At 69.9% G+C, this 26689-nt stretch carries 32 protein-coding genes; 16 read left to right on the top strand and 16 right to left on the bottom strand.

Annotated elements, in window-relative coordinates; all coding sequences use genetic code 11:
* The first annotated feature begins 21 nt into the window (after positions 1–21).
* Together ADL15_RS44820 and ADL15_RS44815 are read left to right on the top strand one after the other, a co-directional pair.
* On the top strand, positions 22–816 hold the full coding sequence (locus tag ADL15_RS44820) for a hypothetical protein (RefSeq protein WP_067705711.1): 795 nt from the start codon (positions 22–24) through the stop codon (positions 814–816).
* Positions 817–906: 90 nt separating this feature from the next.
* Entirely contained in the window at positions 907–1797 is an 891-nt protein-coding gene (locus tag ADL15_RS44815) for an aminoglycoside phosphotransferase family protein (RefSeq protein ID WP_067705709.1), read from the top strand.
* Between the two features lie 116 nt (positions 1798–1913).
* Here the strand turns inward: ADL15_RS44815 and ADL15_RS44810 are convergent, their stop codons facing one another.
* On the bottom strand, positions 1914–2372 hold the full coding sequence (locus tag ADL15_RS44810) for a MarR family winged helix-turn-helix transcriptional regulator (protein WP_067705707.1): 459 nt from the start codon (positions 2370–2372) through the stop codon (positions 1914–1916).
* A gap of 62 nt (positions 2373–2434) precedes the next feature.
* Here ADL15_RS44810 and ADL15_RS44805 point away from each other — a divergent pair, with 62 nt between their 5' ends.
* A complete protein-coding gene (locus tag ADL15_RS44805) occupies positions 2435–2803 on the top strand; it encodes a VOC family protein (protein ID WP_067705706.1) in 369 nt (122 codons plus the stop codon).
* Positions 2804–2866: 63 nt separating this feature from the next.
* Here ADL15_RS44805 and ADL15_RS44800 read toward each other — a convergent pair whose 3' ends face one another.
* A complete protein-coding gene (locus ADL15_RS44800; RefSeq protein ID WP_067705704.1) occupies positions 2867–3313 on the bottom strand; it encodes a YybH family protein in 447 nt (148 codons plus the stop codon).
* Positions 3314–3431: 118 nt separating this feature from the next.
* Here ADL15_RS44800 and ADL15_RS44795 point away from each other — a divergent pair, with 118 nt between their 5' ends.
* Complete coding sequence (locus tag ADL15_RS44795; RefSeq protein WP_067705792.1) at positions 3432–4082, top strand: TetR/AcrR family transcriptional regulator; 651 nt, start codon at positions 3432–3434, stop codon at positions 4080–4082.
* 129 nt (positions 4083–4211) lie between these two features.
* Positions 4212–5966 (top strand): M28 family peptidase, encoded by a 1755-nt coding sequence (locus ADL15_RS44790; RefSeq protein WP_067705702.1) that lies wholly within the window; start codon positions 4212–4214, stop codon positions 5964–5966.
* Here ADL15_RS44790 and ADL15_RS44785 read toward each other — a convergent pair.
* From ADL15_RS44785 to ADL15_RS44775, 3 genes are read right to left on the bottom strand one after another with little or no spacing between them, the layout of a single operon-like run.
* Positions 5959–6831 carry an SDR family oxidoreductase gene (locus ADL15_RS44785; RefSeq protein WP_067705698.1) on the bottom strand — a complete coding sequence of 291 codons (873 nt, stop codon included), beginning with the start codon at positions 6829–6831 and terminating at the stop codon, positions 5959–5961. The genes ADL15_RS44790 and ADL15_RS44785 overlap by 8 nt on opposite strands.
* Positions 6828–7973 (bottom strand): NAD(P)/FAD-dependent oxidoreductase, encoded by a 1146-nt coding sequence (locus tag ADL15_RS44780; protein WP_067705695.1) that lies wholly within the window; start codon positions 7971–7973, stop codon positions 6828–6830. Before ADL15_RS44780 ends, ADL15_RS44785 begins: the two co-directional genes overlap by 4 nt.
* Positions 7970–8167 carry a ferredoxin gene (locus ADL15_RS44775; RefSeq protein WP_067705693.1) on the bottom strand — a complete coding sequence of 66 codons (198 nt, stop codon included), beginning with the start codon at positions 8165–8167 and terminating at the stop codon, positions 7970–7972. Before ADL15_RS44775 ends, ADL15_RS44780 begins: the two co-directional genes overlap by 4 nt.
* 153 nt (positions 8168–8320) lie before the next feature.
* Here ADL15_RS44775 and ADL15_RS44770 point away from each other — a divergent pair, with 153 nt between their 5' ends.
* On the top strand, positions 8321–9100 hold the full coding sequence (locus ADL15_RS44770; protein ID WP_198171282.1) for an SDR family NAD(P)-dependent oxidoreductase: 780 nt from the start codon (positions 8321–8323) through the stop codon (positions 9098–9100).
* 65 nt (positions 9101–9165) lie between these two features.
* Here the strand turns inward: ADL15_RS44770 and ADL15_RS44765 are convergent, their stop codons facing one another.
* The gene (locus ADL15_RS44765) at positions 9166–9828 is read right to left on the bottom strand and encodes a TetR/AcrR family transcriptional regulator (RefSeq protein WP_067705690.1); all 663 of its coding nucleotides are present in this window, start codon (positions 9826–9828) and stop codon (positions 9166–9168) included.
* 111 nt (positions 9829–9939) lie between these two features.
* Here ADL15_RS44765 and ADL15_RS44760 point away from each other — a divergent pair, with 111 nt between their 5' ends.
* Positions 9940–10863, top strand: a complete 924-nt coding sequence (locus ADL15_RS44760) for an SDR family NAD(P)-dependent oxidoreductase (RefSeq protein WP_067705790.1) — start codon at positions 9940–9942, stop codon at positions 10861–10863.
* Here ADL15_RS44760 and ADL15_RS44755 read toward each other — a convergent pair.
* On the bottom strand, positions 10838–11428 hold the full coding sequence (locus ADL15_RS44755) for a nucleotidyltransferase family protein (protein WP_067705688.1): 591 nt from the start codon (positions 11426–11428) through the stop codon (positions 10838–10840). The two genes, ADL15_RS44760 and ADL15_RS44755, sit on opposite strands and share 26 nt — an antisense overlap.
* A 232-nt stretch (positions 11429–11660) precedes the next feature.
* On the opposite strand from ADL15_RS44755, the gene ADL15_RS44750 reads away from it, so the two are divergent.
* On the top strand, positions 11661–12251 hold the full coding sequence (locus ADL15_RS44750; protein ID WP_067705686.1) for a TetR/AcrR family transcriptional regulator: 591 nt from the start codon (positions 11661–11663) through the stop codon (positions 12249–12251).
* A gap of 250 nt (positions 12252–12501) precedes the next feature.
* Here the strand turns inward: ADL15_RS44750 and ADL15_RS44745 are convergent, their stop codons facing one another.
* On the bottom strand, positions 12502–13713 hold the full coding sequence (locus ADL15_RS44745; RefSeq protein ID WP_198171281.1) for an acyltransferase family protein: 1212 nt from the start codon (positions 13711–13713) through the stop codon (positions 12502–12504).
* 88 nt (positions 13714–13801) lie between these two features.
* Positions 13802–14962: a methyltransferase domain-containing protein gene (locus tag ADL15_RS53690; protein ID WP_232344939.1), complete on the bottom strand. Its 1161-nt coding sequence runs from the start codon at positions 14960–14962 to the stop codon at positions 13802–13804.
* 194 nt (positions 14963–15156) lie between these two features.
* Here ADL15_RS53690 and ADL15_RS44735 point away from each other — a divergent pair, with 194 nt between their 5' ends.
* The gene (locus ADL15_RS44735; RefSeq protein ID WP_083972512.1) at positions 15157–15681 is read left to right on the top strand and encodes a TetR/AcrR family transcriptional regulator; all 525 of its coding nucleotides are present in this window, start codon (positions 15157–15159) and stop codon (positions 15679–15681) included.
* 64 nt (positions 15682–15745) lie between these two features.
* Here ADL15_RS44735 and ADL15_RS44730 read toward each other — a convergent pair whose 3' ends face one another.
* Together ADL15_RS44730 and ADL15_RS44725 are read right to left on the bottom strand one after the other, a co-directional pair.
* Positions 15746–16708, bottom strand: a complete 963-nt coding sequence (locus ADL15_RS44730; RefSeq protein WP_232344938.1) for a DUF1152 domain-containing protein — start codon at positions 16706–16708, stop codon at positions 15746–15748.
* A gap of 29 nt (positions 16709–16737) precedes the next feature.
* Positions 16738–16962 (bottom strand): hypothetical protein, encoded by a 225-nt coding sequence (locus tag ADL15_RS44725; RefSeq protein WP_067705681.1) that lies wholly within the window; start codon positions 16960–16962, stop codon positions 16738–16740.
* 68 nt (positions 16963–17030) lie between these two features.
* Here ADL15_RS44725 and ADL15_RS44720 point away from each other — a divergent pair, with 68 nt between their 5' ends.
* Positions 17031–17318 (top strand): DUF4287 domain-containing protein, encoded by a 288-nt coding sequence (locus ADL15_RS44720; protein WP_067705679.1) that lies wholly within the window; start codon positions 17031–17033, stop codon positions 17316–17318.
* Between the two features lie 6 nt (positions 17319–17324).
* Here ADL15_RS44720 and ADL15_RS44715 read toward each other — a convergent pair whose 3' ends face one another.
* Together ADL15_RS44715 and ADL15_RS44710 are read right to left on the bottom strand one after the other, a co-directional pair.
* The gene (locus ADL15_RS44715; RefSeq protein ID WP_067705678.1) at positions 17325–17510 is read right to left on the bottom strand and encodes a P-loop NTPase family protein; all 186 of its coding nucleotides are present in this window, start codon (positions 17508–17510) and stop codon (positions 17325–17327) included.
* A 147-nt stretch (positions 17511–17657) separates the two neighbouring features.
* Complete coding sequence (locus ADL15_RS44710; RefSeq protein WP_067705676.1) at positions 17658–18215, bottom strand: dihydrofolate reductase family protein; 558 nt, start codon at positions 18213–18215, stop codon at positions 17658–17660.
* Positions 18216–18419: 204 nt separating this feature from the next.
* On the opposite strand from ADL15_RS44710, the gene ADL15_RS44705 reads away from it, so the two are divergent.
* Both ADL15_RS44705 and ADL15_RS56725 read left to right on the top strand, forming a co-directional pair.
* On the top strand, positions 18420–19184 hold the full coding sequence (locus ADL15_RS44705; protein ID WP_394326993.1) for an ABC transporter ATP-binding protein: 765 nt from the start codon (positions 18420–18422) through the stop codon (positions 19182–19184).
* On the top strand, positions 19169–20995 hold the full coding sequence (locus ADL15_RS56725; RefSeq protein ID WP_067705672.1) for a hypothetical protein: 1827 nt from the start codon (positions 19169–19171) through the stop codon (positions 20993–20995). Before ADL15_RS44705 ends, ADL15_RS56725 begins: the two co-directional genes overlap by 16 nt.
* Positions 20996–21008: 13 nt before the next feature.
* Here the strand turns inward: ADL15_RS56725 and ADL15_RS44695 are convergent, their stop codons facing one another.
* Complete coding sequence (locus tag ADL15_RS44695; protein ID WP_067705670.1) at positions 21009–21668, bottom strand: DUF402 domain-containing protein; 660 nt, start codon at positions 21666–21668, stop codon at positions 21009–21011.
* A gap of 159 nt (positions 21669–21827) precedes the next feature.
* Complete coding sequence (locus tag ADL15_RS44690) at positions 21828–23333, bottom strand: MFS transporter (protein WP_067705668.1); 1506 nt, start codon at positions 23331–23333, stop codon at positions 21828–21830.
* Between the two features lie 126 nt (positions 23334–23459).
* Between ADL15_RS44690 and ADL15_RS44685 the strand changes: the two genes are divergently transcribed.
* Complete coding sequence (locus ADL15_RS44685; protein ID WP_067705667.1) at positions 23460–24146, top strand: TetR/AcrR family transcriptional regulator; 687 nt, start codon at positions 23460–23462, stop codon at positions 24144–24146.
* 241 nt (positions 24147–24387) lie between these two features.
* On the opposite strand, the gene ADL15_RS44680 is transcribed toward ADL15_RS44685, so the two are convergent.
* Positions 24388–24804, bottom strand: a complete 417-nt coding sequence (locus ADL15_RS44680) for an RICIN domain-containing protein (protein WP_067705665.1) — start codon at positions 24802–24804, stop codon at positions 24388–24390.
* Positions 24805–24833: 29 nt separating this feature from the next.
* Between ADL15_RS44680 and ADL15_RS52260 the strand changes: the two genes are divergently transcribed.
* The 3 genes from ADL15_RS52260 (at position 24834) to ADL15_RS44670 (ending at position 26678) form a co-directional block, all read left to right on the top strand.
* Positions 24834–24995 (top strand): RICIN domain-containing protein, encoded by a 162-nt coding sequence (locus ADL15_RS52260; RefSeq protein ID WP_083972510.1) that lies wholly within the window; start codon positions 24834–24836, stop codon positions 24993–24995.
* Between the two features lie 188 nt (positions 24996–25183).
* On the top strand, positions 25184–25435 hold the full coding sequence (locus tag ADL15_RS44675; protein WP_157441982.1) for a hypothetical protein: 252 nt from the start codon (positions 25184–25186) through the stop codon (positions 25433–25435).
* A 229-nt stretch (positions 25436–25664) separates the two neighbouring features.
* Entirely contained in the window at positions 25665–26678 is a 1014-nt protein-coding gene (locus ADL15_RS44670) for a hypothetical protein (RefSeq protein WP_157441981.1), read from the top strand.
* Positions 26679–26689: the final 11 nt, after the last annotated feature.

The following is a 26689-nucleotide window of genomic DNA, read 5'->3' as shown; positions in this document are numbered from 1 at the left end:
CTGATTCGGGAGACACCTGCTGTGGACAACACCCATCTCGTCGCGGGCACAGCTCAGGTCAGCGCGGTCAACACCATCGAGGACGGTGTGACCGTGGTGAGCGTGAGCGGCCGGTGGAGCAACCACCTGCGCTACACCGCGGCGCGCCAGCTCAAGGCGTGCATCGCCGAGACGCCCCGCGCCATCATCGTGGACCTTGCCCAGCTGTCCGATCCGACCGGCGCATCGCTCGCCACGTGGCGCGACGCCGGCCGGTCAGCCGCCACTCAGGCCTGGGGCGTCGACCTGATCCTCGCCGCCGTGCCGGCACCGCTGCTGAGCCGCCTGCAGGACACCCTCGTCGAGGCCACCACCGCCGCCTCCGTCGCCACCGCCCACGCCCGGCTGGAACAGCCACGATGGGCCCACCGGCGCCGGATCGCGCTGTCCCCCGACGGGATCTCGGCCGCTCGGGCCCGCATGATGGCCGGTGACGCGTGTCTGGCCTGGGCTCTGCCCCACCTGTTCATCTCCGCGATGCTGATCGTCTCGGAACTCACCGGCAACGCCGTCGACCATGCGGGTACCGACATCACTGTCGCGGTGTCGCTGCGCGGGCACCTGTTGCACCTCGCCATCCACGATCAGGATTACGACCTGCCGCGACTGATCGAGGCTCAGACCCACGTGCCCGGCGCCCTGGTCGAGCAACGCGGCGCGGGATTGCGGCTGATCCGCAGCGTGGCCGAGGCATGGGGCGCCGTCGCATGCCAGGACGGCAAGGTCGTCTGGGCCACACTGGACATCCGCACCACACCGACCTGGCTGGACAGATAGACACCGGGACGTGCCGACGCGTGGCACTCCATTCGTACAAAAAAGGATTTGTTGAATTGGCTCTCCGGGTGTGACAGTCGCCGGGTGAAAATGCATGCCGGCCAGGTCGACATCACCGCGGACACCGTCGCTGCCCTGGTCGGGAGCCAATTCCCGGGCTGGCGTGGCCTGCGGGTGCGGCCGGTCGCCTCGGGCGGCACGGTCAACGCGCTGTTCCGGCTCGGTGACGACGTCGTCCTGCGGTTCCCGCTGCAGCCGTCGCCGGCCGACGCGCACCGGCAGGACCTCCTCGACGAACAGGTCAACGCGCACCGCCTCGCCGGCCGGGTGCCCGCCGCCGTGCCCGAGCCGCTGGGCATCGGTGAGCCGGGGCCTGGCTACCCCGGGCCGTGGACGGCGTTCCGCTGGATCCCCGGCGAGATCGCGGACGGTTCCACGATCGGCGATCCGGACGTCTTCGCCGCCGACCTGGCCGCCTTCGTGACCGCGGTGCACACGCTCGACACCGGTGGCCGGCCGTGGAACGGCGAGACCCGCGGCGGCCCGCTCGCCGACCAGGACGACGAGGTCCGTCAATCCCTGGCGCTGAGCGCCCACCTCACCGACACCGCCCGGCTCGCCGTGATCTGGCGGGAGTGCCTGGACGCGGCCCACGACGACCGGCCGCCGGTCTGGCTGCACGGCGATCTCATGCCGGGCAACCTGCTGACCACCGGCGGGCGCCTCACCGCGGTGATCGACCTCGGCGCGATGGGCATCGGCGACCGCGCGGTCGACCTGATGCCCGCCTGGAACCTGCTGCCCGCGCCGGCCCGGAACACCTACCGCGACGCACTCGGCGCCGACGACGCGACCTGGCAGCGCGGCCGGGGCTGGGCGCTGGTCCAGGCGATCGGCGCGCTCCCCTATTACGCCGACACCAACCCGTCGATGGCCGCGACCGCCCGATTCACCCTCAACGCCCTGATGGAACAGGTCTGATTAAACCCCATTTGGTACGAATACCGGGCGCACGTCCGTAGGCTACAAGCCACGTCCCGTGACAGTCTCGCGCCAGGTCCGCGCCACCCCGGACCGTGACGCGCCTCCGGCGGCGATCACACGCCCTCACCGGGGTCCTTCAGGGAACGGATCATGCCCTGCAGGAGGGTGTACGCGGCCGCCCGCTCCGCCTCGCTCATCCCGCCGAGCATCCGGACCTCGACGGACCGGACCGCCGCCGAGGCCGCCGCGAGGCTTCGCCGGCCGCGTGCCGTGAGCCGCGTCGGCAGCACCTTGCCCACCGGCGCCGCCGCCGGCCTGCTCACGTACCCGTCTCTTTCCAATGCCTGCAGCAGCACGTTCATCGACTGCCTGGTCACGAACGCGCCCCGGGCCAGCTCGGAGTTCGACAGGCCCGGCCGCTGCGCCAGCAGCTCGAGGCAGGAGTAGTGCGTCACGGTCATCCCCAGCGGCCGCAGCACCGCCTCCATGGCGGCACGGAGGGCGCTCGACGCCTCCTTCAGCAGGTAGCCCAGTGACGTTTCCAGGTCCACCGCGGCGTCGTCTTGACTCATGTCAGCAGTCTGACATACCTTGGTGCGTGTCAGAATACTGACACGAACCGAAGGAGCAGCATATGCCCGTCACCGGCCCCGACTTCATCTCCCTGCAGGCCCGCGACCTCACCGCGTCGCAGGCGTTCTACGAGCAGTACCTCGGCCTGGTCCGCTCGCCGGCCGGCCCGCCGCACGCCGTGGTCTTCGAGACGAAACCGATCGCGTTCGCCCTGCGCGACATCGTTCCCGGCACCGATCTCGCGTCCGTCGCCCAGCCCGGCATCGGCGCGGCGATCTGGCTGCACGCCACCGACGTCCAGGACATCCACGACGCCCTCGCCGCCGACGGCCACACCATCGTCAGCGCCCCGATCGACGGCCCGTTCGGCCGCACGTTCACCTTCGCCGACCCGGACGGCTACCAGATCACCCTCCACGACCGCGCCTGACCCGGCGCACCACCACGACGGGCGGCGCGCCCGGCGCCCGCGAATCGCCGGACCTGCCGCACGTCAGCGCGTCCGCTCCCAGAGGGGCAGGCGGAAGGTCGCGTAGGTGAACTTGCTGGTGATCTGGCCCGCGCTGTTGAAGTGGAAGACGTCCAGGCCGTGCCACTGCATCCGGCCGCCGTAGCGGAGCCGGGCGAACCAGCGCACCGCCGGCATCGCGCGCCGGCCGTGGTCGCCAGTCAGGTCCAGCCGGCACGCCCACCGGATCGTCGCCCGGCGACGGGATTCGTCGATCACCTGGTCGTACACGTCGAACGTCATCGCTCCGTACCGGCCGGCGAACTGCGGGGCGAACTCTTTCCGGATCGCGGCGTGGCCGTGCAGTTCGGGGCCGTGCCCGGGCAGGTACCGGGCGTCGTCGGCGAAGAAGGACATGACCCGGTCGAGGTCGGGGGCCGGGTCGTTGAACGCGGCCACGAAGGCGTCGATGGTCTGGCTGAGGTCGGTCATGGGCCTGCCGATGGTGAGAAGGACGAGTAGCGCGGTCGATGGCCGACCTTATAAGAACATCGTTCTCTTAACAAGGGAACGATGTTCCTTTAAGTGGCGGGCTATGGTGATGGCTGCCATGGAAGCGTCGTTTCAGCGGGCCCGGCGCCCGGAACAGAAGACCGAGCGGCGCGAGCACATCCTCGCCACCGCCGCCGAGCTCGCTCAGCACGCGGGCGTGGCCCGGGTCAGCCTGGGCGACATCGCCGTGGCCGTCGGGCTGGCCAAGTCCGCCGTCCTGCGGTATTTCGGGACGCGCGAGGAGATCTACCTGCAGCTGGCCGTGCGGGAGGGCACCGCGTGGTCGGCCGCCGCGGGTGCCGCGCTGAGCCGGGCGAGCGGATACTCCGCGGCGGCGACCGCGCTCGCCGACGCGTACGCCGACCGGCCGCTCTACTGCGACCTCACCACCCACGCCGAGACCATGCTGGAACACAACGTCTCCGTCGCGGCCCTGCGCGTCTACAAGGTGTGGGCCATCGACACCTACTTCACCGTCGGCCGGCAGATCACCGTCGCCTGCCCGCAGTTGTCCGACACCGACGGAGCGTCCCTGGTCATGGCCGCCAGCGCGTTCGTCGCGAAACTGTTCCCGCTGACCCGCCCCCCGGAGGCGCTGCGGCAGCTGTACGACCGCGAACCGGAGATCGCCCGGGTCTTCCCGCCGTTCCGGCCGACGCTGCAACGCATGATCGCCGCCACCGCGGCCGGGCTGCCGTCCACACATTGACGCCTGGACGGCAGCATCGGCGCACGCGCGGCTCAGGAATATAAGTATTTCGATATCTTGTGCCCGATGGCCCGTTACTGATCTCCTACGGCAAGCCGTGAATCGGCCTCGACCCTAGGAGCCCCCCACATGAGACTCAGAACGGTGACGGCAGGACCTGCCCTAGCTGTTTTCGTCGCGGCGACGGTGGCGCTCAGCGCGCTGCCGGCCACAGCCTCGACCGGCATGCGATCGGCCGGCTCACCCGTGTCCGCGAGCAGCGCTGCCCTGTTGGCCGCACCGACCGTCAGTGTCGCCAACGTCAACACCCACCTGCAGCAGCTGCAGACCATCGCCACCAGCAACGGCGGCAACCGGGCGACCGGCACGGCGGGGCACACCGCGACGACGACGTACCTGCAGCAGAAGCTGCAGGCGGCCGGGTACACCGTCACCGTGCAGACCTGCACCACGTGCAGCGGCGGCTCGGCGAAGAACATCATCGCCGACTGGCCGGGCGGCAACACCAGCAACACCTACATGTTCGGCGCGCACTCCGACAGCGTGTCGGCCGGTCCGGGCATCAACGACGACGGCTCCGGCACGGCCACGCTGCTCGAGGCCGCGCTCGTGCTGGCCGCGAACAACCCGACGATGACCAACCACGTCCGGTTCGGCTGGTGGGCCGGCGAGGAGCAGGGGCTGATCGGCTCCAAGTTCTACGTCAACTCGCTGACCACGGCGCAGAAGACCGCGATCAAGGCGTACGGCACGTTCGACATGATCGCGTCGACGAACGGTGGCTACTTCGTCACCGGCACCGACGCGGTCGCCGTGAAGCTGCGCGACTACTTCACCTCGATCAGCGTGCCGACCGAGACGTCGACCGAGTGCTGCAGCGACGACGGCTCGTTCCGCAACGCCGGCATCCCGTCGTCGATCAACTCGACCGGGGCCAGCTACACCAAGACCAGCGCCCAGGTGACCAAGTGGGGCGGCACGGCCGGGTCGGCGTACGACCCGTGCTACCACAAGGCGTGTGACTCGTACCCGTCGAACATCAACAGCACCTCGCTGGGCCGCTGGGCCAACGCCGAGCTGTACGCCGCGTGGACGCTGACCACGGCCACGTCGACGGCCAACGACTTCTCGGTGGCGCTGAGCCCGAGCACGGCCACGGTGACCCCGGGCTCCTCGGCCACGACCACGGTGAGCACCGCCACCACCTCGGGTAGCGCGCAGACCGTCGCGCTGACCAGCTCCGGCGCGCCCACCGGGGTCACGGTGAGCTTCAGCCCGGCGTCGGTCACCTCCGGCGGCTCGGCGACGATGACCGTGGCGACCACCACGGCCGCCGCCTCCGGTTCGTACACCATCACGGTGACCGGGACGGGCTCCGCGACGCACACCGCCGCGTACACGTTGACGGTCGGCACCACCGGCGGGTGCACCGGCGCCGGTCAGAAGCTCGGCAACCCCGGCTTCGAGACCGCGACGACGCCGTGGACCGCGTCGACCGGCGTGATCGGCGCGAACACCGGTGACGGGGCGCCGCGCACCGGCACCCGTGACGCGTGGCTCAACGGCAACGGCTCGACCAACACCGAGACCCTGTCGCAGTCGGTGACCATTCCGAGCGGTTGCACCGCGTACACGCTGTCGTTCTACCTGAAGATCAGCACGTCGGAGACGACCTCCAGCACCCAGTACGACAAGCTGACCGTGCAGGTCGGCACGACCACGCTGCAGACGTTCTCCAACCTCAACGCGAGCGCCTACACCCTGCGCTCGTACAGTCTGGCCGCCTTCGCCGGGCAGACCGTGACCCTGAAGTTCACCGGGGTGGAGGACTCCTCGCTGAAGACGTCCTTCGTCATCGACGACACCGCGCTCACCGTCAGCTGACGGTGACCGGTGCGGCGCCGTGGGGCTCTCCACCCCGCGGCGTCGCGCTGCGGTGCCAGCGGATCCAGGCGGCCTGACCGCCGTCGATCAGGACGTCGGTGCCGGTGATGTAGAGCGACGCGGGACCGGTCAGGAACGCCACCACGTCGGCGACCTCGGCGGGTGTTCCGGTACGGCCGGCCCCGCAGGCGTCGAGCATGGCCAGCATGTGCTCGCCCGACGCGGACTCGGCCTCGGACCTGGCCATCGCGGTCGCGACGACGCCGGGGCTGACCGTGTTGATCCGGGCGCCGCGCCGGTTCCAGGCGAGGGCCGCGGCCTGGACCCGGACCTGGTTGGCGCGCTTGGCGATGATGTACGCCGCCACCGGCTCCGCCCCGGCCGCCGCGGTCACCACGTCGAGTGACAGCAGCTCGGCGCTGGGCGCGGTGGCCAGCGCCAGCTCGTCGGCCTGGCTCAGCGTCGCATAGTGCCCGGCCATGCTGGCGATGCAGACCAGCGCCGTGCCGCGGGTCGCGACCGGTTCGAAGGCGTCGATGACGTGCGCGGTCCCGGCCAGGTCCACCCGCATGATCTTCTCGACCGTGGCGGTGGCCGCGGAGACCCCGGCGGTGTGCACCACGGCGGTGATCCGGCCCTCGGACGCGGCCGCCTCGGCGAGCGTGACCACGGCGCGGGCGTCGGCGACGTCGGTGAGGTGGCCGACGGCCGCGTACCCTTCCGCGGTCAGGGCGGCGACCGCCCGATCCAGCGGCGCGGCGAACGCGTCGGCCAGGATGACGGTACGGCCGCTGCCGATACGCCGGGCGACCGCCAGGCCCATCCCACCGGCGCCGGTCACGACGACGACATCACGGTTGATCATTGGAGCTCCTGGGTGATCAGGGCCTGCCGCCAGGGGCGCAGCGCCTTGGGTGACAAACCGACGGCGAGCGCGCCGACCAGCCGGCCCTGCTTGCGGTAGGTGGCCAGGAACCGCCGCCCGGCGAGGTCGCCCTCGGTGATCTCGACGGTGTCGTGGCCGCGCAGGTAGCCGTACGCCTGGATCTTCATGTCGTACTGGTCCGACCAGAAGTACGGCACCGGCGTGAACGGTGTGCGCGCGTCGGGGTGCAGCAGGTTGCGGGCGGCGGCCATGCCCTGTTCCGCGGCGTTGGTGCGGTGCTCGATGCGCATGCTCACCCCGAACCGCGGGTTGTGCCAGCGGGCCACGTCACCGGCGCCGTAGATCTGCGGGGCGGCGGCGCTGAACGCGTCGCAGACCAGCCCGTCGTCGATCGGCAGACCGCTGTCGATCAGCCATTCGGTGTTGGGTACCGATCCGATCGCGATCAGCACCTCGTCGGCGGCGACCAGCTCTCCGCCGGACAGGGTCACGCCGAAATCGGTCACCTCGGTCACTGCGACACCGGTGCGCAGGTCGACGCCGTGCTCCCGATGCGCCTCGGAGAGCACCCGGCCGACCTGCTCGCCGACGGCGTGCGCCAGCGGAACCGGTGCGGGTTCCAGCAGCGTCACCTCGCAGCCCAGGCCGCGCGCCACCGCGGCCACCTCGGCACCGAGGAAACCCGCGCCGACCACCACGAGCCGCCGGCCCGGTCCGAGCCGTTTGCGCAGCTCGACGGCGTCGCGCAGGGTTCGCAGCACGTGTCCGCCCCGGCCGGGCAGCCGGCGCGGCCGCACCCCGGTGGCCACGATCAACCCGTCGTAGCCGAGCTGCTCACCGCCGACCAGCCGCACCAGGCGCGCGCCCGGGTCGAGGCCGACGGCGACCGCACCGAGGCGCAGGTCGAGATCGAGCCGATCAAAATCTTCTTTGGTACGCAGTACCAGCCGCTCGGCCTCCCATTCCCCGGCGAGGATCTGTTTGGACAGCGGCGGACGGTCGTACGGAAAATCAAGCTCCTCGCCGACCAGCGTGACCGATCCGGAATGCCCTTCGCGGCGCAGGGTCTCGGCGGCCGCGAGACCCGCAGCCGACGCGCCCACGACGACGATCCGGTTCACGGCTCGACCAGGCGGATCGCGGCGGCCGGGCACACCGCCGCCGCCTCGCGCACCTCGTCGTGCAGCTCCGGGCCGGGTTCCGCGTCGAGCACGATCGCCACGCCGTCCTCGTCACGCTGGTCGAACACGTCGGGCGCCACCATCACGCACTGCCCGGCGGCGACGCACTTGGGCTCGTCGAACTCGACTCGCATCGTCAGTCCTCCAGGGGAGAGAGTCGCCATCGAATGGCGCAAAACGTCGATGAACCCATACAAACAGGTGTGCCTGACACCGGTCGGACACCAACCGGACAATTACCGGACGTGACCGTCGTCACCCCGGGGCGAGATGGTTAGCTCAGAGCCGTGACAACCCCACAGGCGATCACGCGTTCCCTGGTGACCGGAGCGTCGCGCGGTATCGGCCGGGCCATCGCGGTCGCCCTCGCCGCGCGCGGCGACCGGGTCGCGGTGCACTACGGCTCCGCCCGCGCGGAGGCCGAGCAGACCCTGGCGCGGCTGTCCGGTTCGGGTCACACCCTGGTGCACGGCGACGTGAGCGATCCCGATCAGGCCGCCGGCATCGTGGACGCCGCCGTGGCCGCGCTCGGCGGCATCGACGTCCTGGTCAACAACGCGGCGGTGGCCCCCGCGGAGAGCAACCGGCACGCCGTCGCCGACGTGTCCTACGCGGACTGGCAGCACGCATGGCGCCGGATGCTCGACGTCGACCTGATCGGCGCGGCCAACGTCACGTACCTGGTGGCCCGGCACCTGATCGACCGGGGCGCGCCCGGCCGCGTCGTCAACGTCGGCTCCCGCGGTGCGTTCCGCGGCGAGCCGGACTATCCCGCGTACGGCGCCGCGAAGGCCGGCCTGCACGCTTTCGGACAGTCGATGGCGGTGGCGCTCGCCCCGTACCAGATCGCGGTGACCTCGGTCGCGCCCGGTTTCGTCAGCACCGACCGGCAGGCGGCGAAGCTCGCCGGAACGGCGGGCGAGGCGTTGCTGGCACAGAGCCCGTTCGGCCGGGTCGGCACTCCGGAGGAGGTCGCCGCGGCCGTGGCCTACCTCAGCTCCCCGGAGGCGACGTGGTCCTCGGGCGCGATCCTGGACCTCAACGGCGCATCCCACCTACGCACCTGATGCCCGACCGCCGCATCCTCATCGCCGCGGCCCTGGGGGTCGCCGGCTGGCGCGCCGCTCGCCGGTCAGCGGGGTAGCACGCCCAGCAGGGTCGCGGTCAGCGCCATCTTCAACGAGTCCGCCAACGGCATGTGGAAGCGGCCCAGCTCGGGCTCGGCCAGATACGCCGCCTGCAGGCTGGGCGGCGGCGTGCTGTACGCCGACAGCGCACCGGCCAGCACCATGGCCTGCAAGCTGACCAGGGTGGCGTCCTCCCCCAGCTCCGGCAGGTACTTCCCGAGCAGGCCGGACATCGTGGCCAACCGCTCCAGCGACGCACGCTTGTAGCGGGTCACCACCTCGACCGAGACGTTGCGCTCCAGCACGCTGCCCTGCGCCCCGAACAGGTCACACAGCACCACCCGGCCGGAGAGCGACCGGCTGAGGATCTCGGCCACCGCCGTCGCCCGCTCCGCCATCGGCAGATCCTCACCGACCCCGGCGGCCAGCTCGCCGGCCAGCTCCGCCAGCCACTCCCGCAGGAAGAGATCCAGCAGTTCCAGCAGCACCGCCTCGCGCGACTCGAAATAACGCAACACGTTCGGCTTCGCCAGCCCCACCCGGCGACTGAGTTCGTTCAGGGTGACCGCGGCCACCGGCATCTCGTCGAGCATCGCCGACGCCCCGTCGAGGATCGCCCGCCGGCGGATCTCCCGCTGCTCTTCGGTCCGCGCCCGCTGGAATGTCACGGCCGCCAGCCTAACTTAAGTACCCGCGCGGTACGTTGACAACATACCGAAGGTACTTTAACGTCGTCGGCACAAGATACCTTCGGTACGTTAGTGAACGAGGAGCCCGACATGAGCGAGCAGTGGACGACGGCGAACATCCCCGACCAGCACGGACGGGTCGCGGTGGTGACCGGCGCCAACACCGGACTGGGGTTCGAGACCGCCAAGGCCCTCGCCGAGCGCGGAGCATCCGTGGTGCTCGCGGTGCGCAACACCGACAAGGGCGAGCAGGCCGCGGCCCGGATCACCGGCGACGTGAGCGTGCAGGCGCTCGACCTGACCTCACTCGACTCGGTCCGTACCGCGGCCGCCGCGCTGCGGTCCCGGCTCCCCCGGATCGACCTGCTGATCAACAACGCCGGCGTGATGTACACCCCGCAGCAGACCACCCGCGACGGCTTCGAGATGCAGTTCGGCACCAACCACCTGGGCCACTTCGCGCTCACCGGCCTGCTGCTGGACCTGATGCTGCCGGTGCCCGGCTCCCGCGTGGTCACGGTCAGCAGCACCGGTCACCGCATCCGGGCCGCGATCCACTTCGACGACCTGCAGTGGGAGCGCTCGTACAGCCGGGTCGGCGCCTACGGCCAGTCCAAACTGGCCAACCTGATGTTCACCTACGAGCTGCAACGCCGCCTCGCCACCCACGGCACCACCGTCGCGGTCGCCGCACACCCCGGCGTGTCCAGCACCGAGCTCGCCCGCAACACCCCCGCGGCTCTGCGGCTCCCGCTCACCGCGCTCGCGCCGCTGATCACCCAGACCCCGGCGATGGGCGCCCTGCCCACCTTGCGCGCCGCCACCGACCCGGCCACGCTCGGCGGCCAGTACTACGGCCCCGGCGGCCGCTTCGAGATCAAGGGCAACCCGCGACTCGTCATTTCAAGCCCTGATTCGTACGAGGTGGCCGTCCAGCAACGCCTGTGGACCGCCTCGGAGAACCTGACCGGGGTGACGTTCCCGTCGTTCATTCCGGCCACTCAAGAACCGTGAGCTCGGGCCACTGCCGAGCCCACCGCGCCGCCTTCGTCTCGTAGGCTTCCCGCCGCCCCTCCCCCGGATTGGGCCGCAGCACCAGGTTGAACACGTCCCCGAGCCCGTGCGGCGCGTAGATCCGCCACCGCCCGCCCTGCTCCACCCGGACCCCGACGGAGCAGGTGGTGGCGACGAACGAGTCGATGGCCGCCTCGGTCGAGTCGTAGGGCGGGCAGGCCGCCCCGAACTTCTGCTCGTACCAGAGGTGCACCCGCGCCTCGTTCCGCACTTCCACGCTGACCCCGACGTCCGCAAAGGCCACCGCCGCCGCGGTGATGACCCGGTCCTCGGCTTCCCAGGACAGGTCACTGCCGTCGAAGTAGAACAGGTCGTAGTCCCTGATCCCGGCGGTGGCCGGCTGCCCGGTGACAACGTTCCAGACGGTCTGGAACACCGCGCCACCGGTCAGATACCAGCCGGGCAGGTCCAGCACCGCGGCCCGCTCCAGCACCGCGAGCAGCGAGGCGTTCCGAGCCAGAGCCGCGCGAAGCGCAGCGCTCTCCTCATCCACGGTGTCGTTCATACGAGCACAGGGTTGCTGAAGACGACGCGGCCGCGGTCGTCGTCGTGGCTGCGGTCCGGACTCATCCCCGATTGATCCTTTCCACGTGCGACCGTCAGCACGATAGCCGCGAAACGCACCCAGCACAGCCCTACCGGCAGGAGCGCCAATCCCCATGCTCGACGCGACCCGCCAGCTCCGGCCGGGCTCGCACCCCGCTCCTACCATGGGCCGTGGGCCCGTGGGAGGACTGATGACCGGACCGGATCCCGAGCAGGTGCGCCAGACCGTCGTGCAGGCAGCCATTCCGCTCATGGAAGATCTGCACACGCTGACCACCGCGCAGATCGCTCAGGCAGCAGGCGTCAGCGAAGCTGATCTACTGACCGCCTTCGCCGACACGGAGGCTGTCATGCAGGCGTGTTTATTCGCGCTGATGGACGCCGTGAGCGCGATCGCCAACCCCGCCGAGGAAATACGGAAGCTCCACGCGATCCGCACCGATCAGCCGCTCGCCGCACGCCTCGTCGAAGTGATCGACGTTCTCGACGCCTACTACCGTCGCCTCCGCACCGACCTCGACGCCCTGCCGCACACCACCCGTCCGGCCACCGGTGCAGAGAACGATCTCCGCCCGTTCAGCACACTTCCCGAAATCCGGCAAGCCGTCGCGCGAGTGCTGCAACCAGATGAGCCGGACCTACGCCTGCCCTCCCCCGTCCTGGCGGAGGCATTCGTCGGCATGATCTTCGGCGGTATCCGGCCGGCGACCCCCAACCGGCCACCCCTGCCAGCCGACCAGGCGGTCCACCTGTTCCTGCACGGCGCCCTGCACACCGGCTGAGGCGGCAGCGATCCGCGGTGGGTCGGATTCGGGGCGGTGGCGGTCCGCGATCGGGGTGTGCGTGCGCCTACCGCCCGCGGGTGGGCTCCAAACGCACGCGATCTGGTTATGCGGACTCTCACCGCCCTCCCCGGAGCGGGCCACCCGGCCGGCGGGTGCACCGCCGCGCACCCGCTGACACCCGGTCACCCACCCCACTGCCCACACCACCGCCCGGACCGCCCGCAGGCTCCGCGTTCCCGGCTGGTGGTCAGGGGTGTCTCGAGGGCGGGGAGGCACCCCTGAGCGCCAGCCGGGGACCGGAACGCACGCCGGATCCGGTGAGCACGTTGCGGCCGTCGTCGTTCACGCCTGCGGCGGGCGCCGGCGGCCGCAGCACGTTCCTGACGTCCGCCCACGAGCGGAACGGCACCTCGAACGCCTTGGCGAAGAACCACGCCCCGATCAGCGAGAACCCACCGGCAAGCACCGTCGTCACCACGAACGCCACAGTCCCGTGACCCAGCTGCGGCGCCACCACCTTCTTGTCGATCACCACCACGATCGGCAGATGAATCAGATAGAGGCTGTACGAAATCGACCCCAGGCCCCGCAACGGCGCCGAGTCGAGCAGCCGGACCAGCCCGGCGGGCCGCCCGCTCACCACCGCCAGCAAAAACAACGTCATCGCCGGGACAACCGCCAGATCGACCCAGTAATAGTGGGTGACCATCCACCGCGACCCCTGATAGAGGATGAGCGCCCCGGCCGGAATCGCGGCCAGCAGCGCCAATCCGGCCCACGGCAAACGGCGCAGACGATCACCCGCCGCGACCACGCCCGCCGCCACCACCCCGGCCGCGAAAGCCGGCACGAGATGCGGGGCCAGCCAATTGTCGGCCTGCGGCGGCGAACCGTCGAAAACCACAAAACCGACCACGACCACCGGCAGGGTGACGACGCCCAGCATCACCGCCGGGCCGACCCGGCGACACAAAATCAAAAGCAGCGGGAGTACGCCGTACAAAAGCACCTCCACCCCGATCGACCAGAACGCGCCGTTCGGGGTGGGTCCGGCGAACAGATCCTGAAGCAGCAGCGTGTAGACCACCACCGACCCGGCGTCCGGCTCCGCGGAGTGCGGCTGGCGCACCACGGCCCACGCGACGACCAGGCTGAACGCCAGCGCGGCCCAGTAGGCGGGCAGGATCCGCCAGGCCCGCCGCCGGGCATACCGGGCCAGCCCGCCCAGCCGCCAGCCGTTGTGCGCGGCGCCCAGCGCCAGCGAGAACCCCGACAACACCAGGAAAAGCACCACGCTGAGCCGCCCGAATCCGAGCCAGCTCAGCCAGTCCGGCCCGCGATAACGCGGAAACCCCCGAAATGTGTAAGCCCAGCAGTGGAACAGCATCACATAGAGGGCACAGAGCCCACGCAGACCGTCAAGACCGGCCACCCGTTTCCGGTTCACGACACAGCTCACGCACAGCCAGCTCAAAAAGTTCGACTACCCCGAAACATTATCCGTACGGTGGGCACGGTCCCCGAACAGTCCATCCACCTGGCCGGTATCAGAGCGGCGCCGGCTCCGGTGACGACTGTCGATCAGCTCCGGCGGTGGCCGTCACCAGGTGGGTCGGTCCCCATGGGCCCGTCCACCACATTCGGGGTCCCAGGTTGCGGCGGCCGGCCGTGAGGCCGTGGTGTCGCAGGCGCGCGAGGTAGTCGCCGGTGTGCGCCAGGTCGGCGATCAGCAGGCGGCCGCCGGGACGCAGTACGCGGACCGCCTCGTCGAGTGCCGCCCGCCGGCCGTCGGCGTCGGGGATGTTGTGCAGGACCAGACTGCTGACGATGACGTCGAAGCTGTGGTCGTCGAAAGGTAGCCGGCGGATGTCACCGGTGAACAGACGAACCCGGTCGGCAACCCCCTCGCTCCGGGCGTTGCGGTGGGTGGCGTCGGCGCAGTTGCCGGTCTGGTCGGCCTGCCACCGATCAATACCGGTCGCGTGGCCTCGTGGCAGGAGTCTGGCCGCGGCGAGCAGGACGGCGCCGCGGCCGCAGCCGAGGTCGAGCAGTTCCTCGTCACCGTCCAGCCGCAGGCCGGTGAGCAGTGCGGACCAGACCCGGAACTTGCCGACGCGGGTCGTATAGGCGTACGTGGCGATCGCGAACAGCAGCCCGAGCGCGACCACCCCAGCGAGGACGGCGACGACGATCCAGCCCCGGGCGAGGGCGGTGACCGTGAGAGCGACCAGCCCGAGCCAGACCAGGACAACGATCGTGAGCTGCGTGCCCGCGGACACCCGGCTGAATTCGCCGTCGACCCCGTAGGCGCCTCGCCCTGCGCCGGCCATCGGACGACTCGGGGACGCCCGCCGACGCGAGCGCCAACACCCGACCGGGATCGCGAGAGTCGCCGCCAGGAAGACCAGCTGGATGAGGGTCCGGGGCAGCAGCGAGTCGCCGGGACTGGTCGAGATGCCGGCGCGGGCGGCGTGGACGTTGGCCGGGAAGACCGCGAGCAGCAGCAGGAACAGGCCGAGGCCGGCCCAGGGCCTGGTACGCGACCAGAGCAGGCCGACCGCACCCAGCAGCTCGAGTGCCCCGGAGATCGAGACCAGCGCGGCCGGCGCCGGGAGGCCGGGCGGCACCATGGCGATCATCGTGTCGCGCAGGCCGACGAAGTGCGCCGTCCCGGTCATGACGAACATCGCGGCGAGGCCGTCGCGCAAGGGTAGGGACCACGGTCGGCTCCGTCGGACGACGGACTGGATCGCGGTCACGGCGACGAGAACAATCAACGGCTCCATCAACGAACCCCCGCTATCTCTGACATCGCTGTCCAAGATAAGCGCGTCCGCTATCCTTGACAACTGTGTCAGAGTTAAGAGCTCGTCGGGCGGACGCCGAACGGAGCCGCGCAGCCGTGCGGCAGGCCGCAATCGATCTGCTGGCCGAACGGCCGCAGGCCAGCATGCGTGACATCGCGACCGCAGCGGGGGTAGCCCGCCAGACCGTTTATGCCCACTATCCGACCCGCGAGGAACTGATCGCCGCGGTGATCGGCCACATCGCGGCCGACGTGACGTCCCAGGTGGACCGGCTCGATCCGGAGAAAGGCCTGCCGACTGAGACCCTCGGACACTGGCTGGATCTCCTCTGGGAGATCCTCACGAAATACCCCATCCTGCACACCGACGCGTTGAACGGGGCACCCGAAGTCGATCCGCAGCGACACGCGCCGATCACCGACCGGTTGACCCGCTTGATCGAACGCGGCCAGGCCGCCGGCGAGTTCGACGCCCGGGTCCCACCGGCATGGCTCGGCGCAGCGGTGATCGGCCTCATCCACGTGGCAGCCGCCGAGGTGGCGGCCGGCCGGCTTTCCGCCACGGACGCCCGCCGGGCATTTCACACCAGCGCACTACACCTCTGCCGACCAGACCGATAATCCGCTCCGGCAATCCGCGCGGGCCATGCGTGCCGGTTCCCCCAGGTTTCAGCCGACGAAGGGCTCAGTGCGGGAAGGCGCGTGGAATCCGTGGCGAGACCTCGTTGCGGTACGCCTCGATGCGGCTGATCACCTGCCGCCTGCCGATGGTGTTCTCGATGCGGTCCAGATACAGACATCGGGCCGCCAGCTTGTCCAGGCCGACCGTGAAGTAGATGGCCATCAGCGGATTGACGAACAGCGCGCTCCCACTGGTCCGCCGGCTGAACTGAACATCGCCGAACGCCCCTCGGGTCGCGGCCTCGATCTGCCCGTGCACGATGCTCGGCCGTGCCGGCGTAGCCGCCTGAGCATCCGCGACGGCGTCGCGATACAACACCGCCTCCCGACTCGCATTCGGAATGGACAGCGCGCCCAGATAACCGCCCTCCCGGTCCAGCGCGGCGATGTTCTCCAGCACCTGCACATGGTTGACGCCGTCGAAAGCGTCGATCCCGAATCCGAGGCAGGTGACCAGCTTGACCGGCACGTCCAGGCCCGCCACCGCACCCAGACTGGTGATGTCCTCCACCGGCGTGCCGAGGTTGCTCTCGTCGCCGCGCAGCAGGACGTCCGTGCCGCCGTCGACCAGCACGATCGCGTCGATGCCCAGGCTGTCGATCAGGTGCCGGTACGCCTCGCGCAACGTCTGGACACCGAGCGGCGGGAAGGCGTAGACCGTCGACGGCAGGTCGTGAGCCGCCAGCCAGCGGGCGAGCGTTCCCTCCGGGAAATACCAATCCGGGCTGGTCGTCTCCGGTGAGATCGCCGCGACGTGCTCGGTCATCCACGCGTCGCGGTCGATCAGTTCGAGTTCGGAGAAGGACAGGTTGGCCAGGTGGACCCGCACGCCGCTGTTCCACAGCGCCACGGCCAGCGGCAGACCCGCGTACACGTCAAAACCGCCGCCCGCACCGGCGATCAGAACGTTGCGGGATGAACCGAGAGCCGCGAACAGCGGCGGAATCGACAACGAGAAAATGCCCACCCCATGATGATCAAGAACCTGCGCTGTCGCTAATGCAGCGGATCACCCGGCGACGGCATGGCCACCGAGCGGTCCTCCTGAACGCGGATCTCCTGATGGATCCGATACGTGTCCGGACGATAGATCAGGTCCACCGGCCCCATGATGTCCCGGCCCACCCCGCTACGACGGACCCGGGCCGCGAGCCACGTCAGGCCGCCCAGAACTGCCGCCAGCACGGCGACGAAGGTCAACCACGGCACGATCGCTCCCACCAGAGCAGGTTACGCCGCGGAGACTTTAGAGTGGCACTACCGCACTCAATCTCTGTCAGGAGCGCACCATGTCCTTCCAGGCATACCTCGACGCGATCGAGGTCAAGACCGGCAAGATTCCCGCTGATCTCGTTGCCGAGGCGCACGCGCGTGGCTACGACGCCGACACCAAGGCGGGCGTGATCGTGCAGTGGCTCAAGGACGACTACGAGCTCGGCCGCGGGCACGCCATGGCTCTCGTCCACGTGATCAAGAACGGGACGACGATCGGTGACAAGCACGTCAACAGCGGCACCGCGCACAGCGACCCCAGCAACGAACTGCGCCTGGACGGCAAGGCCAACCGCGACACGTGACGCCCTTCAGCCGCCGCGCGCGCGAGCAGCGCAGCGTGGGCACCGCGTCGGGCAGGGGGTCAGGGCCGCGGTTTCGGCCAGGCCGCTGGTGTGCAGGATCGTCGAGACCACCTCTTCGTACGTACGGGCCTCCGCGATCACCTGCTCACCGGGTAGGCCGAGCAGGTCGAGTTCGGTGTACCACTCGCGCATCCGTTGCGCGGTGACCGGGATCGGTTCGGCGCGGCGCGCGTGCCGCCGTACCGTCTCGTCGAAGGAAACCTGCAGCCGGAAGACGGCGCTCGGCCCGGCATGGTCCTCGACGAGTGCGCACCACGAGGGTCGGGACGCGGCCGGGGGTCACTGGGCGAGCGGGCGGTACCGCAGGCGCACCACGCCGTTGCTGAACCGGCGCTCGTCGATCAGCTCGGCGCGCATGCCGGCCGGCAGCCCTGGTTTGCCGGCGCCGACGACGATCGGCTGGATGAACAGCTGGCACTCGTCGATCAGCCCGGCCTGGTACGCCTGCCGCGCGAGGTCGGCGCCGCCCACGGCGAGATCGCTGCCGGCCGTGGCCTTCAGCTCACGCACCGCGGCGGGGTCGAAACGGCGTTCGATCCGGGTGCCGGCGGTTTTCACCGTGTCGAGAGTGGTGGAGTAGACGACCTTGTCGGCCGCCTGCCAGGCGTTCGCGAAGTCGGCCCGGAGCTCGGACTGCGCGCCCAGGGACGGGTCGGTCTCCCAGAGGGACATCGCCTCGTAGAGGCGCCGGCCATAGAGGAACGTGCCCACCGACCGCACGTGCTCGGTGTGACACACGAACACCTCGTCGTCGACCGGGAACCAGTTGAACGAGCCGTGTTCGTCCTCGATGAAGCCGTCGAGCGACACGTTCGTCACGTAGATCAGCTTGGCCATGCCTCTCCCCTCTCGATGATCAGCCGCAATTCCGCCCCACGATCCTGCACCGTTCCCGGTGGACCTGCGAGCCAGCCACGCCGGTGCGGAACGGGGCGGCGGGCGTGCAATCGATCGGGGAAACTGAGTCCCTTCAGGCTCAGCACACCGAGGGGACCCATGACAGAAGCGACCACTCAGTCCGCCGGAACCGGCAGTGGCGATGTGGAGGGTCGGACAGCAGCCTTGCGACTGACCGGGTTGCACAAGCAATTCGGCTCGAAGACAGCGGTCGAGCACGTCGACCTCGTGGTGCCGCAGGGTTCGTTCTTCGGGCTGGTCGGCCCGAACGGCGCGGGCAAGACCACCCTGCTGTCCATGGCCGTCGGGCTGCTGCGCCCGGATGCCGGCGACTCGCAGGTCTTCGGTGCCGGTGTCTGGACCGATCCGGCCGAGGCGAAGGCGCTGACCGGGGTGCTCCCCGACGGGCTGTCGATGCCGGAGCGGCTGACCGGGCGGGAGCTGCTGACGTTCATCGGCGAGCTGCGCGGCATCAACCCCGGCGTGCTGGCCGGGCGGGTGCAGGAGCTGCTCGACGTGATGGAACTCGGGTCGGCCGAGCGGACCCTCGTGGTCGACTACTCCACCGGTATGCGCAAGAAGATCGGGCTGGCCACGGCGTTGCTGCACGGGCCGCGGCTGCTGGTGCTGGACGAGCCGTTCGAGGCGGTGGACCCGGTGTCGGCGGCGGCACTCAAGGCGATCCTGAACGGGTTCGTGGCCGGCGGCGGTTCGGTGGTGCTGTCCAGCCACGTGATGCCGCTGGTCGAGCAGCTCTGCGACACGGTGGCGATCATGGCGCGGGGCCAGGTGGTCGCGGCGGGCCCGCTCGGCCAGGTCCGCGGTGACGCGACGTTGGAGCAGACTTTCGTACGACTGGTCGGCGGCGACGAGCACGCCCGGAAGGGGCTGTCGTGGCTGGCGTCCTGATCCGGATGAAACTGGCGGTCATCAAGAACTCGATGACCGGTGGCCGGGCCGCGTGGATGCTGGTCGGTGCCGTGTTCGGGCTGCTGTTCGCGGCGGCCACCATCGGGTTGACGCTCACCGACGTACCCCATAGATCGGTGTTGGGTGATCTGCTGGCCTGCGTGTTCGTGATGTGGACGCTCGGCTGGCTGATCGGGCCGCTGTGGGGTGGCTCGGCGGTGCTGCGTGCCGACCACTTCGCCCTGTTGCCGATGCCGCGGCGCCAGCTCGCCGTGGGGTTGCTGGCGGCGGCGTTCGTCGGCATCACCACCGCGGTGACCGCGATCGGGTTCCTGGCCCTGGTCATCTACGGCGCGCGGCAGGGTGTCGTCCCGGCGCTGGTCGCGGTGCCGGCCGCGGCGCTGCAACTGGTGTTCGTGGTGCTGCTGTCCCGGGTGGCCTACGGGCTGTTCGGGATGGTCGCGGCGTCGCGGGCCGGGGCGGCGATCACCGGCGTGCTGTTCGCGGCGATGCTGGTGCTCACCCAGTCCGGCTGGATGATCGTCGTCGCGATCATGTACTCCGACATCCTCACCACCGGTTTCTCCTCCTCGATGACAACCACGCTGCGGGCGATCCCGTCGAGCTGGGGTGTGGTCGCGGTGGACGCCGCCGGGCGCGGTGACTGGCCGCTCGCGATCGGCGCGCCGGCCGGGCTGGCCGTGCTCTGCGGGTTGCTGCTGCTCATCTGGTCGGCCGAGCTGGGCAATCCCCGCCGCGCCCGCGTCACCATCCGCGGCAGCGAGAACCATCTTCCCGCTCACGGTGGTCCGTTGTCCGGGCCGACGACCGCGATCGTACGCAAGGAGCTGCGCACCTGGTGGCGCGATCCGCTGCGCACCACCACCGCCGTCGTGCCGATCGTGTGGGCGCTGGGCACCGTACTGCTGCCACTGACCTTCGACGCCCGGGTCCTGCTGCCCTGGGCCGGCCCGGCGCTCGCCCTGTTCGCCATCACGTCGGCCTGCAACCTGTACAGCCAGGACGGCACCGCGCTCTGGCAGACGCTGACGATCGGCACCGAACGCGCCGACGTCCGCGGGCGGCAGTGGGCGTACCTGATCGTCTTCGGTCCCCTAGCGATCGCCCTGAGCGTCGGCTTCACCTGGTGGAGCGGTTACACCTGGGCCTGGCCGTGGGTGGCCGCGCTCGTGCCGGCCCTGCTCGGCGGCGGCGCCGGCCTGATCGTCTACTCGTCGGTGTTCGGCCTGGTCCCCGGCCCGGACGCGCACAAACGCCCGAGCAACCCGCTCGAACGCGCCGACACCACCGGCCAGTCCACCGTGCTGTTCTGGGTCGGTTTGCTGCCCGCGGTGCCCGCGGTCGCCGTGGTGCTGCTCGGCGAGCGCCTGGACCTGCCGTGGCTGACCTGGGCAGGGCTGCCGGTCAGCGTGGTGACCGGCGTGCTCGCCGGCCGGCTGCTGGGCAGTCTGGCCATCGGCCGGCTCACCAGCCACGGACCCGACCTGTTGCACACCATGCGCAGCGGCCGGCCCACCGCTGCCGCCCGCAAGGCCGGTGCGCCGAAGAAGGGTGGCCTGGTCGCCGGGTTGTACTGGACCTTCGGCCCGATCCTGCTGCTCCCGCAGGGGCTGATCCCGCTGGTCTTCATCCTGACCGGCGTCGAGGCCAAGTCCTGGTTCCTGGCCATGTACCTGCCACCGGCGTACGGCGTCGCGGTCGCCGTGACCAGCATGCTCGGCGGCCTCTACCTGCTGGCCCGCGCCCTGCGGACCACGGTGGACGACCGTGCCGAGGCCGCGTCCGCCTGACCGACGACGACGGTCACGGTGCACCGCGGTCCAGCGCGCCCGGCGGCAGGCTCGGCAGCGGCCACTCGGCGGGCACCTGCCACGTCGACCAGTCCTGCGACAGCGGGCCGGAGCGTGTCTCGACGAACGCGACGGCCCGCTCCCGGGCCTGCTCCACCCGGCGATGACCGGCGTCGGTGATCATGCCGAGGCGCCGGGCCTGCGCATACTCGTCCTCGTCCTTCCACTGCCACCGCAGAGTGTCCGGCTCGGCGACGAGATCCAGCAGCAGGTCGCACGTGTCGATACCGAATGCGGTGCGGGTGACCGGCCCCTCGAAGTTGACCTTCCAGTGGCCGGGGCCGCCGGTGACCGGCAGGTAGCGCTGCACGGTGAAGCCGGGGTCGAGACCGACCCAGGACAGCACGACCGTGTCACGCCAGACCCACTCACCGAGCTCGCCGCGCCCGGCGGCCAGGTCGGGAACGGATTGCTCGCGGCTGGCCTCGGCACCGGTCCGGAGCCAGGCGATCCAGGAGGTCAGCGCGTAGGTGACGACCCCGGGCCAGGAGACCAGCGTGAGGCGGTCACCGTCGTCGTCGAGGGCGCGGTGCGCGGTCACGCCCCAGACGCGGCCGTCCAGCACGTCCCGGCGCACCACCGTCGCGCCGGGCGCGAAGATCGACGGTTTCATGGCGTCTCCGTTCAGCGTTCCGGTCAGACAACGGTGTCATGAAACGTCGGTGACCGGCAGCCATGTTGATCATGGCCGTCTGAAAAGCACCGGCGGGCCGGCCGTTGCCCGAGGCAACGGCACGTCCCGCCGGTTCGACGTAGGCGCTATACCTTCCGGCTACATGTGCGCGGCCGGGGCACCGTCCGGGTCGGCGTCGAGAGGGCCGGAGCGCAGCAGCAGACCGCAGATCACCGCGCCGGCGATGAACACGCCCGCCGCCCAGGTGAACGCGGACGTGTAGCTGTGGATGCTCGCCCCGGCCAGCACGTCCGGCGAGACCTGCTTGCCCGCGAGGAAGTCGGTCATGGCGCTGGCGGCGACCGTGCTGAGCACCGCGGTGCCGATCGAGCCGCCGACCTGCTGTGCGGTGTTGACCAGTGCGGAGGCCACCCCCGCGTCGTGCGGCTCGACACCACTGGTGCCCGCGGTCATCGACGGGGCCATCGCCAGGCCGAACCCGATGCCGGTGACGATCAGCGGGCCGACCACGTCCGCCGCGTAGGTGGAGGCGGCGTCGATCTGGGCCAGCCAGAGCAGACCGGCCGCGCCGATCAGGAAGCCGGCCGGGACCAGCGGCCGCGGGCCGGTGCGTGGCAGCAGCACGGTGCTCGACACGGTGGCCGTGGTGGCCAGGGCGAAGACCATCGGCAGGAACGCGACCCCGCTGCGCACCGGCGAGAATCCCAGGTTCTGCTGCAGGTAGAACGTCAGGAACAGGAAGATCGCGAACATACCGACGCCGGTGAGCAGCACCGCGACGATGGCACCGCCCCGGGTGCGGTCGAGCAGCACCCGCATCGGGATCAGCGGCTGCGACACCCGCGTCTCGATGACGCCGAACGCCGCCAGCAGCAGCACCCCGGCGACCAGCCAGCCCCAGGTGCCGGCAGCGCCGAAGCCGTCGGTCTCGGCGTTGGCGAAGCCGTAGACAACAGCGAACAGACCAGCCGAGACGGTCAGCGTGCCGGGCACGTCGATCCGGTGACTGCGCCCGTCGGCACGCTGGTTGTGCAGCAGCACGGCGGCGCCGGCCGCGGCGATCGCCGCAAAGATGATGTTGACGTACATGCACCAGCGCCAGTTCAGGTACTCGGTGAGCAGACCACCGGCGAGCAGGCCGATCGCGCCCCCGGCGCCGGCCAGCGCACCGTAGATGCCGAACGCCTTGGCACGCTCCCGCGCGTCGGTGAACGTCGTGGTCAGCAGGGAGAGCACGGCCGGGGCCAGCAGGGCGCCGAAGACACCCTGGCCGGCCCGGGCGAGCACCAGGGTGCCGAAGCCGGTGGCCGCGCCACCGACGCCGGACGCCAGCGCGAAGCCGATCAGCCCGATGATCAGGGCGGTCTTGCGACCGATGAAGTCGCCCACCCGGCCGCCGAGCGGCAGCAGGGCGCCGAACGCCAGTGCGTACGCGGTGACGATCCACTGCCGGTCGTCGGTGGAGAAGTTCAGTGCCGTCTGGGCCGACGGCAGCGCGATGTTCACGATGCTGGCGTCGAGGATCACCATCAGCTGGGCCAGGCCGAGGACGGCGAGGATCGCCCAGCGGCGGCTGTGGTGCGGATTGTGCGCGGCGGGTGCTGCCCCGGCCTGTGGCCGAGCGCCCAGGTCCACGTTTGTCACGACAGATTCTCTTCCCAGGAGGTACGCAAGACTGGAGAGGTCTCCTCCAGATAGCGTCACGCTACAGGAAACGGAGATTTGTTCTCCATATGGAGAAGGTCACTCCACGTACGCTAGATTTCCGGCGTGTCACCAGCTCTCGAACCCGCCGCGCCGCGTCCGCTCCGCAAGGACGCCGAGCGCAACCGCCAGCGCATCCTGCAGGCCGCCCGGGAGGTCTTCGCCGCCCGTGGGCTGGACGTCACGCTCGACGACATCGCGCATCACGCCGATGTCGGTGTGGCCACCCTCTACCGCCGCTTCTCCAGCCGCGACGAGCTGGTGCAGGCGCTCTTCGACGACAAGCTCGACAACCTGGCCGCCTGGGCGCAGGAGGGGCTGCAGAACCCGGACCCCTGGGCCGGGTTGAACGGCTACTTCGTCAAGGCCATCGAGGCCATCGCCGGCAACCACGGCCTGCGCGACGTGATGTTCAGCCGCGCCTACGGCCAGGAGCAGATCGACGAGAAGCGACGCCGCCTGCAGCCGGGCGCCGACGCGCTCATCGCCCGCTGCCACGCCGCCGGACTGCTGCGACCCGGCGTCAGCGGCACCGACATCGCCATGATCCACTACATGATGGGCGCGGTCCTGGAGTACACCGAGTACACCGAACCCGACCTGTGGCGCCGCTACCTGGCAACGCTTCTCGACGGCCTGCGCGCCGCTCCCGGCACGGGCCCGCTCCCCCACCCGGCCCCGGCACCCGAGACCATCGACGAACTGGCCATGAACTGGAAACCACCCCGCCGCGGCACAGCAGGCACCAGGTGAACGGTTCGGACCTGACGCCACCCTCGACGGACGCCGCCGCACAGCGCCGCGCCCGGGCCAACAGATCGACGGCGTCATGCTGGAGGCGTGACCCCTATCGTGCTCGATCTTCCATTCCGGGTGTGGCGCTAGAGGATCGGGCATTCCCAGCTGGCGCGCGCCCCCTCCACAGCCTCACCCAACGCGGCTTGTCCGAGACCGATCAGCTGGGCTCCTGACCGATGCACGAGGTGTCACGTCGCTACCAGAACCAGGACTGGTTGGTGCCGCCGTTGCAGGTGAACTGGAGCAGCGTCGAGCCGTTGGCCGTGCCGCGGTTCTTCACCGTGAGGCATTTGCGGCTCTTATGGTTGATGATCTCGTAATAGCCGGCCGTCTGACCGGAGCGGTGATTGACGTACCACTCCTCGTTGTCGCCGCCGTTGCAGTCGAACTGGATGATGGCGGCGTTGTCCGCAGTCGATGCGTTCAGCACGGTGAGGCACTTCTCGACGGCACCGTAGAGCGTGAAGATGTTGTAGTAGCCGGGCTCGCTCCCAGTGTCCCACCACAGCTGATTCGGCACCTGCGGGAACTGACAGGTGTAGATGGTCATAACGACGTTGTTGGCCGGGTTGGCGTGCGGGACGTCGATGCACTTCTTCGACTGCTCCCCCATGTACATGTACGGCCCGAAGACGACGCCGGTTGGGCACCGGACTTCCGAGCGTCTACACCCTGCGGAACCGCCACAGCGGCAAGTGCCTGGCCATCGGCGGCGGCGCGGCGGCCGGCGGCGAACAGGCCATCGAATGGACCTGCGAGGCAAACCATCCGGAACAGCAATGGCGCATCCTCGACGACCGCTAAACGGTCACCACGACTGTCAGCAGCCAACAGCGCCGTCAGAGAACATAAAAACTTATTTTGTACGGATCGACGACCCGAAAACCGGTAGTCCCATCAAGATTTGACTCCGCCGTCAACCGTGTTCATGATCTTGGTTCCCTGATACCAAGGCAGATCAGCCGCGTTCTCGTGGAGATAGAAGTATGGCTATGAGTAGCAGTCCCACGAATCCGCTGTGGAACGGCGTGGTGAGCGCCGCGGTCCCGTTCGCCGGCGTTGGCGTTTTCGCCCTGTGGCGGGACGCGGGCTCCCACTTCTGGATCTGGGCGGCACCGATGTGCGTGGTGGGCGGCATCTTCTCCGCCGTCTCCCAGGCGCGCCGCAACCAGCGGCTCGACCGCATGGTCAAGCAAGCCCACGAGTGGGACAGCAGATCAGAGGCCGAGCAGACCGCACACTGAGCCGCAGGCACGATCCGGCACGATGGGTCCGGATCAGGACTTCCCGCTGATCCACCGCGGCAGCGTCGTCACTGGCCAGCGACCCGCAACGGGTGGGGTCGCCACGAAGGCGACCCGGTGCGCTGCCCACGCGAGCAGGCCGGGACCGTGGCCCGCTCGATCACGCACGGGAATCGTGGTACGACATGCCTGCGGGCCGCCCGTCCGGCAACAGCCGAGAGGATGCTCCGTGAGACTGGTGACGACGGCCGAGTTCAGGCTGCCGGGCAGGGCGGCCGGTCCGATACGCGCGGGGTCGTGTCTGATATCCGGCGCCGGGGTGTTCTACGCGGTCGTGTGGTGGGACGGCGGCGCTCGGTACGCGTTGGTGTCGATCGCGGACCGGGTGGTTCAGTCGGTGCTGCTCGACGAGTTGGGTGAACCGTTCGACGTCGCCTATGACGCGCCGGCGCCGGTGCTGCTCGACGACGGCGCTTTGGGCGTGATAGTCGATGCCAGCACGCTGCGGGTGTACGGAACCGATCTGCAGATGCGGCACGAGATCGCGATCGTCGGCGGCGACGTGCTGGATCGCTTCGCCAGACACGGGCAGCGACCGCGGGTGACCGCCCACGCGAGCCGAGGCGCATTCGCGGCCGAGCACGTGGTCGTGCTCGATGAGCCGATCGCGGTGGGCAACCCGCGATACCTCGCATTCCTGCGCATCGGCGAGACCGACGCGACATGGACGCGGATCAGAACTCTCGGCCCGGACGGGTTTCCGGTCGACCGATTCGGCGATGACGAGCTGAACGAAAGCCCCGACGTGTCGGTCAACGGCTGCATCGTCGGTGACGCGGTCGGCTACGGCGACAGCCTGCTGGTCTGCGTGGAAGGCTCGGACGCTTCGAGCGTGCGCAAGTACGGGGCCGACTTCTTCGCCATCACCCGGATCACGACGGACGGGACGGTGACCGAGCCGCTCTATCAACAGTCGGGATGGAAGCGCCAGCCGGGCAAGCACGGCATCACCGGCAAGGTCACCTCCTCGGGTCGCTATGTGCTGCTCACGCCGGTGTTCGCGGCCGGCGAGTGGAAGGGCAGGCAACGCCTATTCGATCTTGAGACAGGCGACGTCATCGAACCCGTCCTACCCCGCGGTGCCGCAAAGATGCGGATCGTCGACCATCACGAAGCAGCCTTCTGGCTCAGCGACGGCGCGCAGCGAATCCTGTGTGCTGAGGCTGAGGAACCGCACGGATAGGTCGTCGCGGA

The sequence above is a fragment of the Actinoplanes awajinensis subsp. mycoplanecinus genome, from assembly GCF_001509495.1.
In the GTDB taxonomy this organism is placed as follows: domain Bacteria; phylum Actinomycetota; class Actinomycetes; order Mycobacteriales; family Micromonosporaceae; genus Actinoplanes; species Actinoplanes palleronii.
This window is presented reverse-complemented; position numbering and strand designations above follow the sequence as displayed.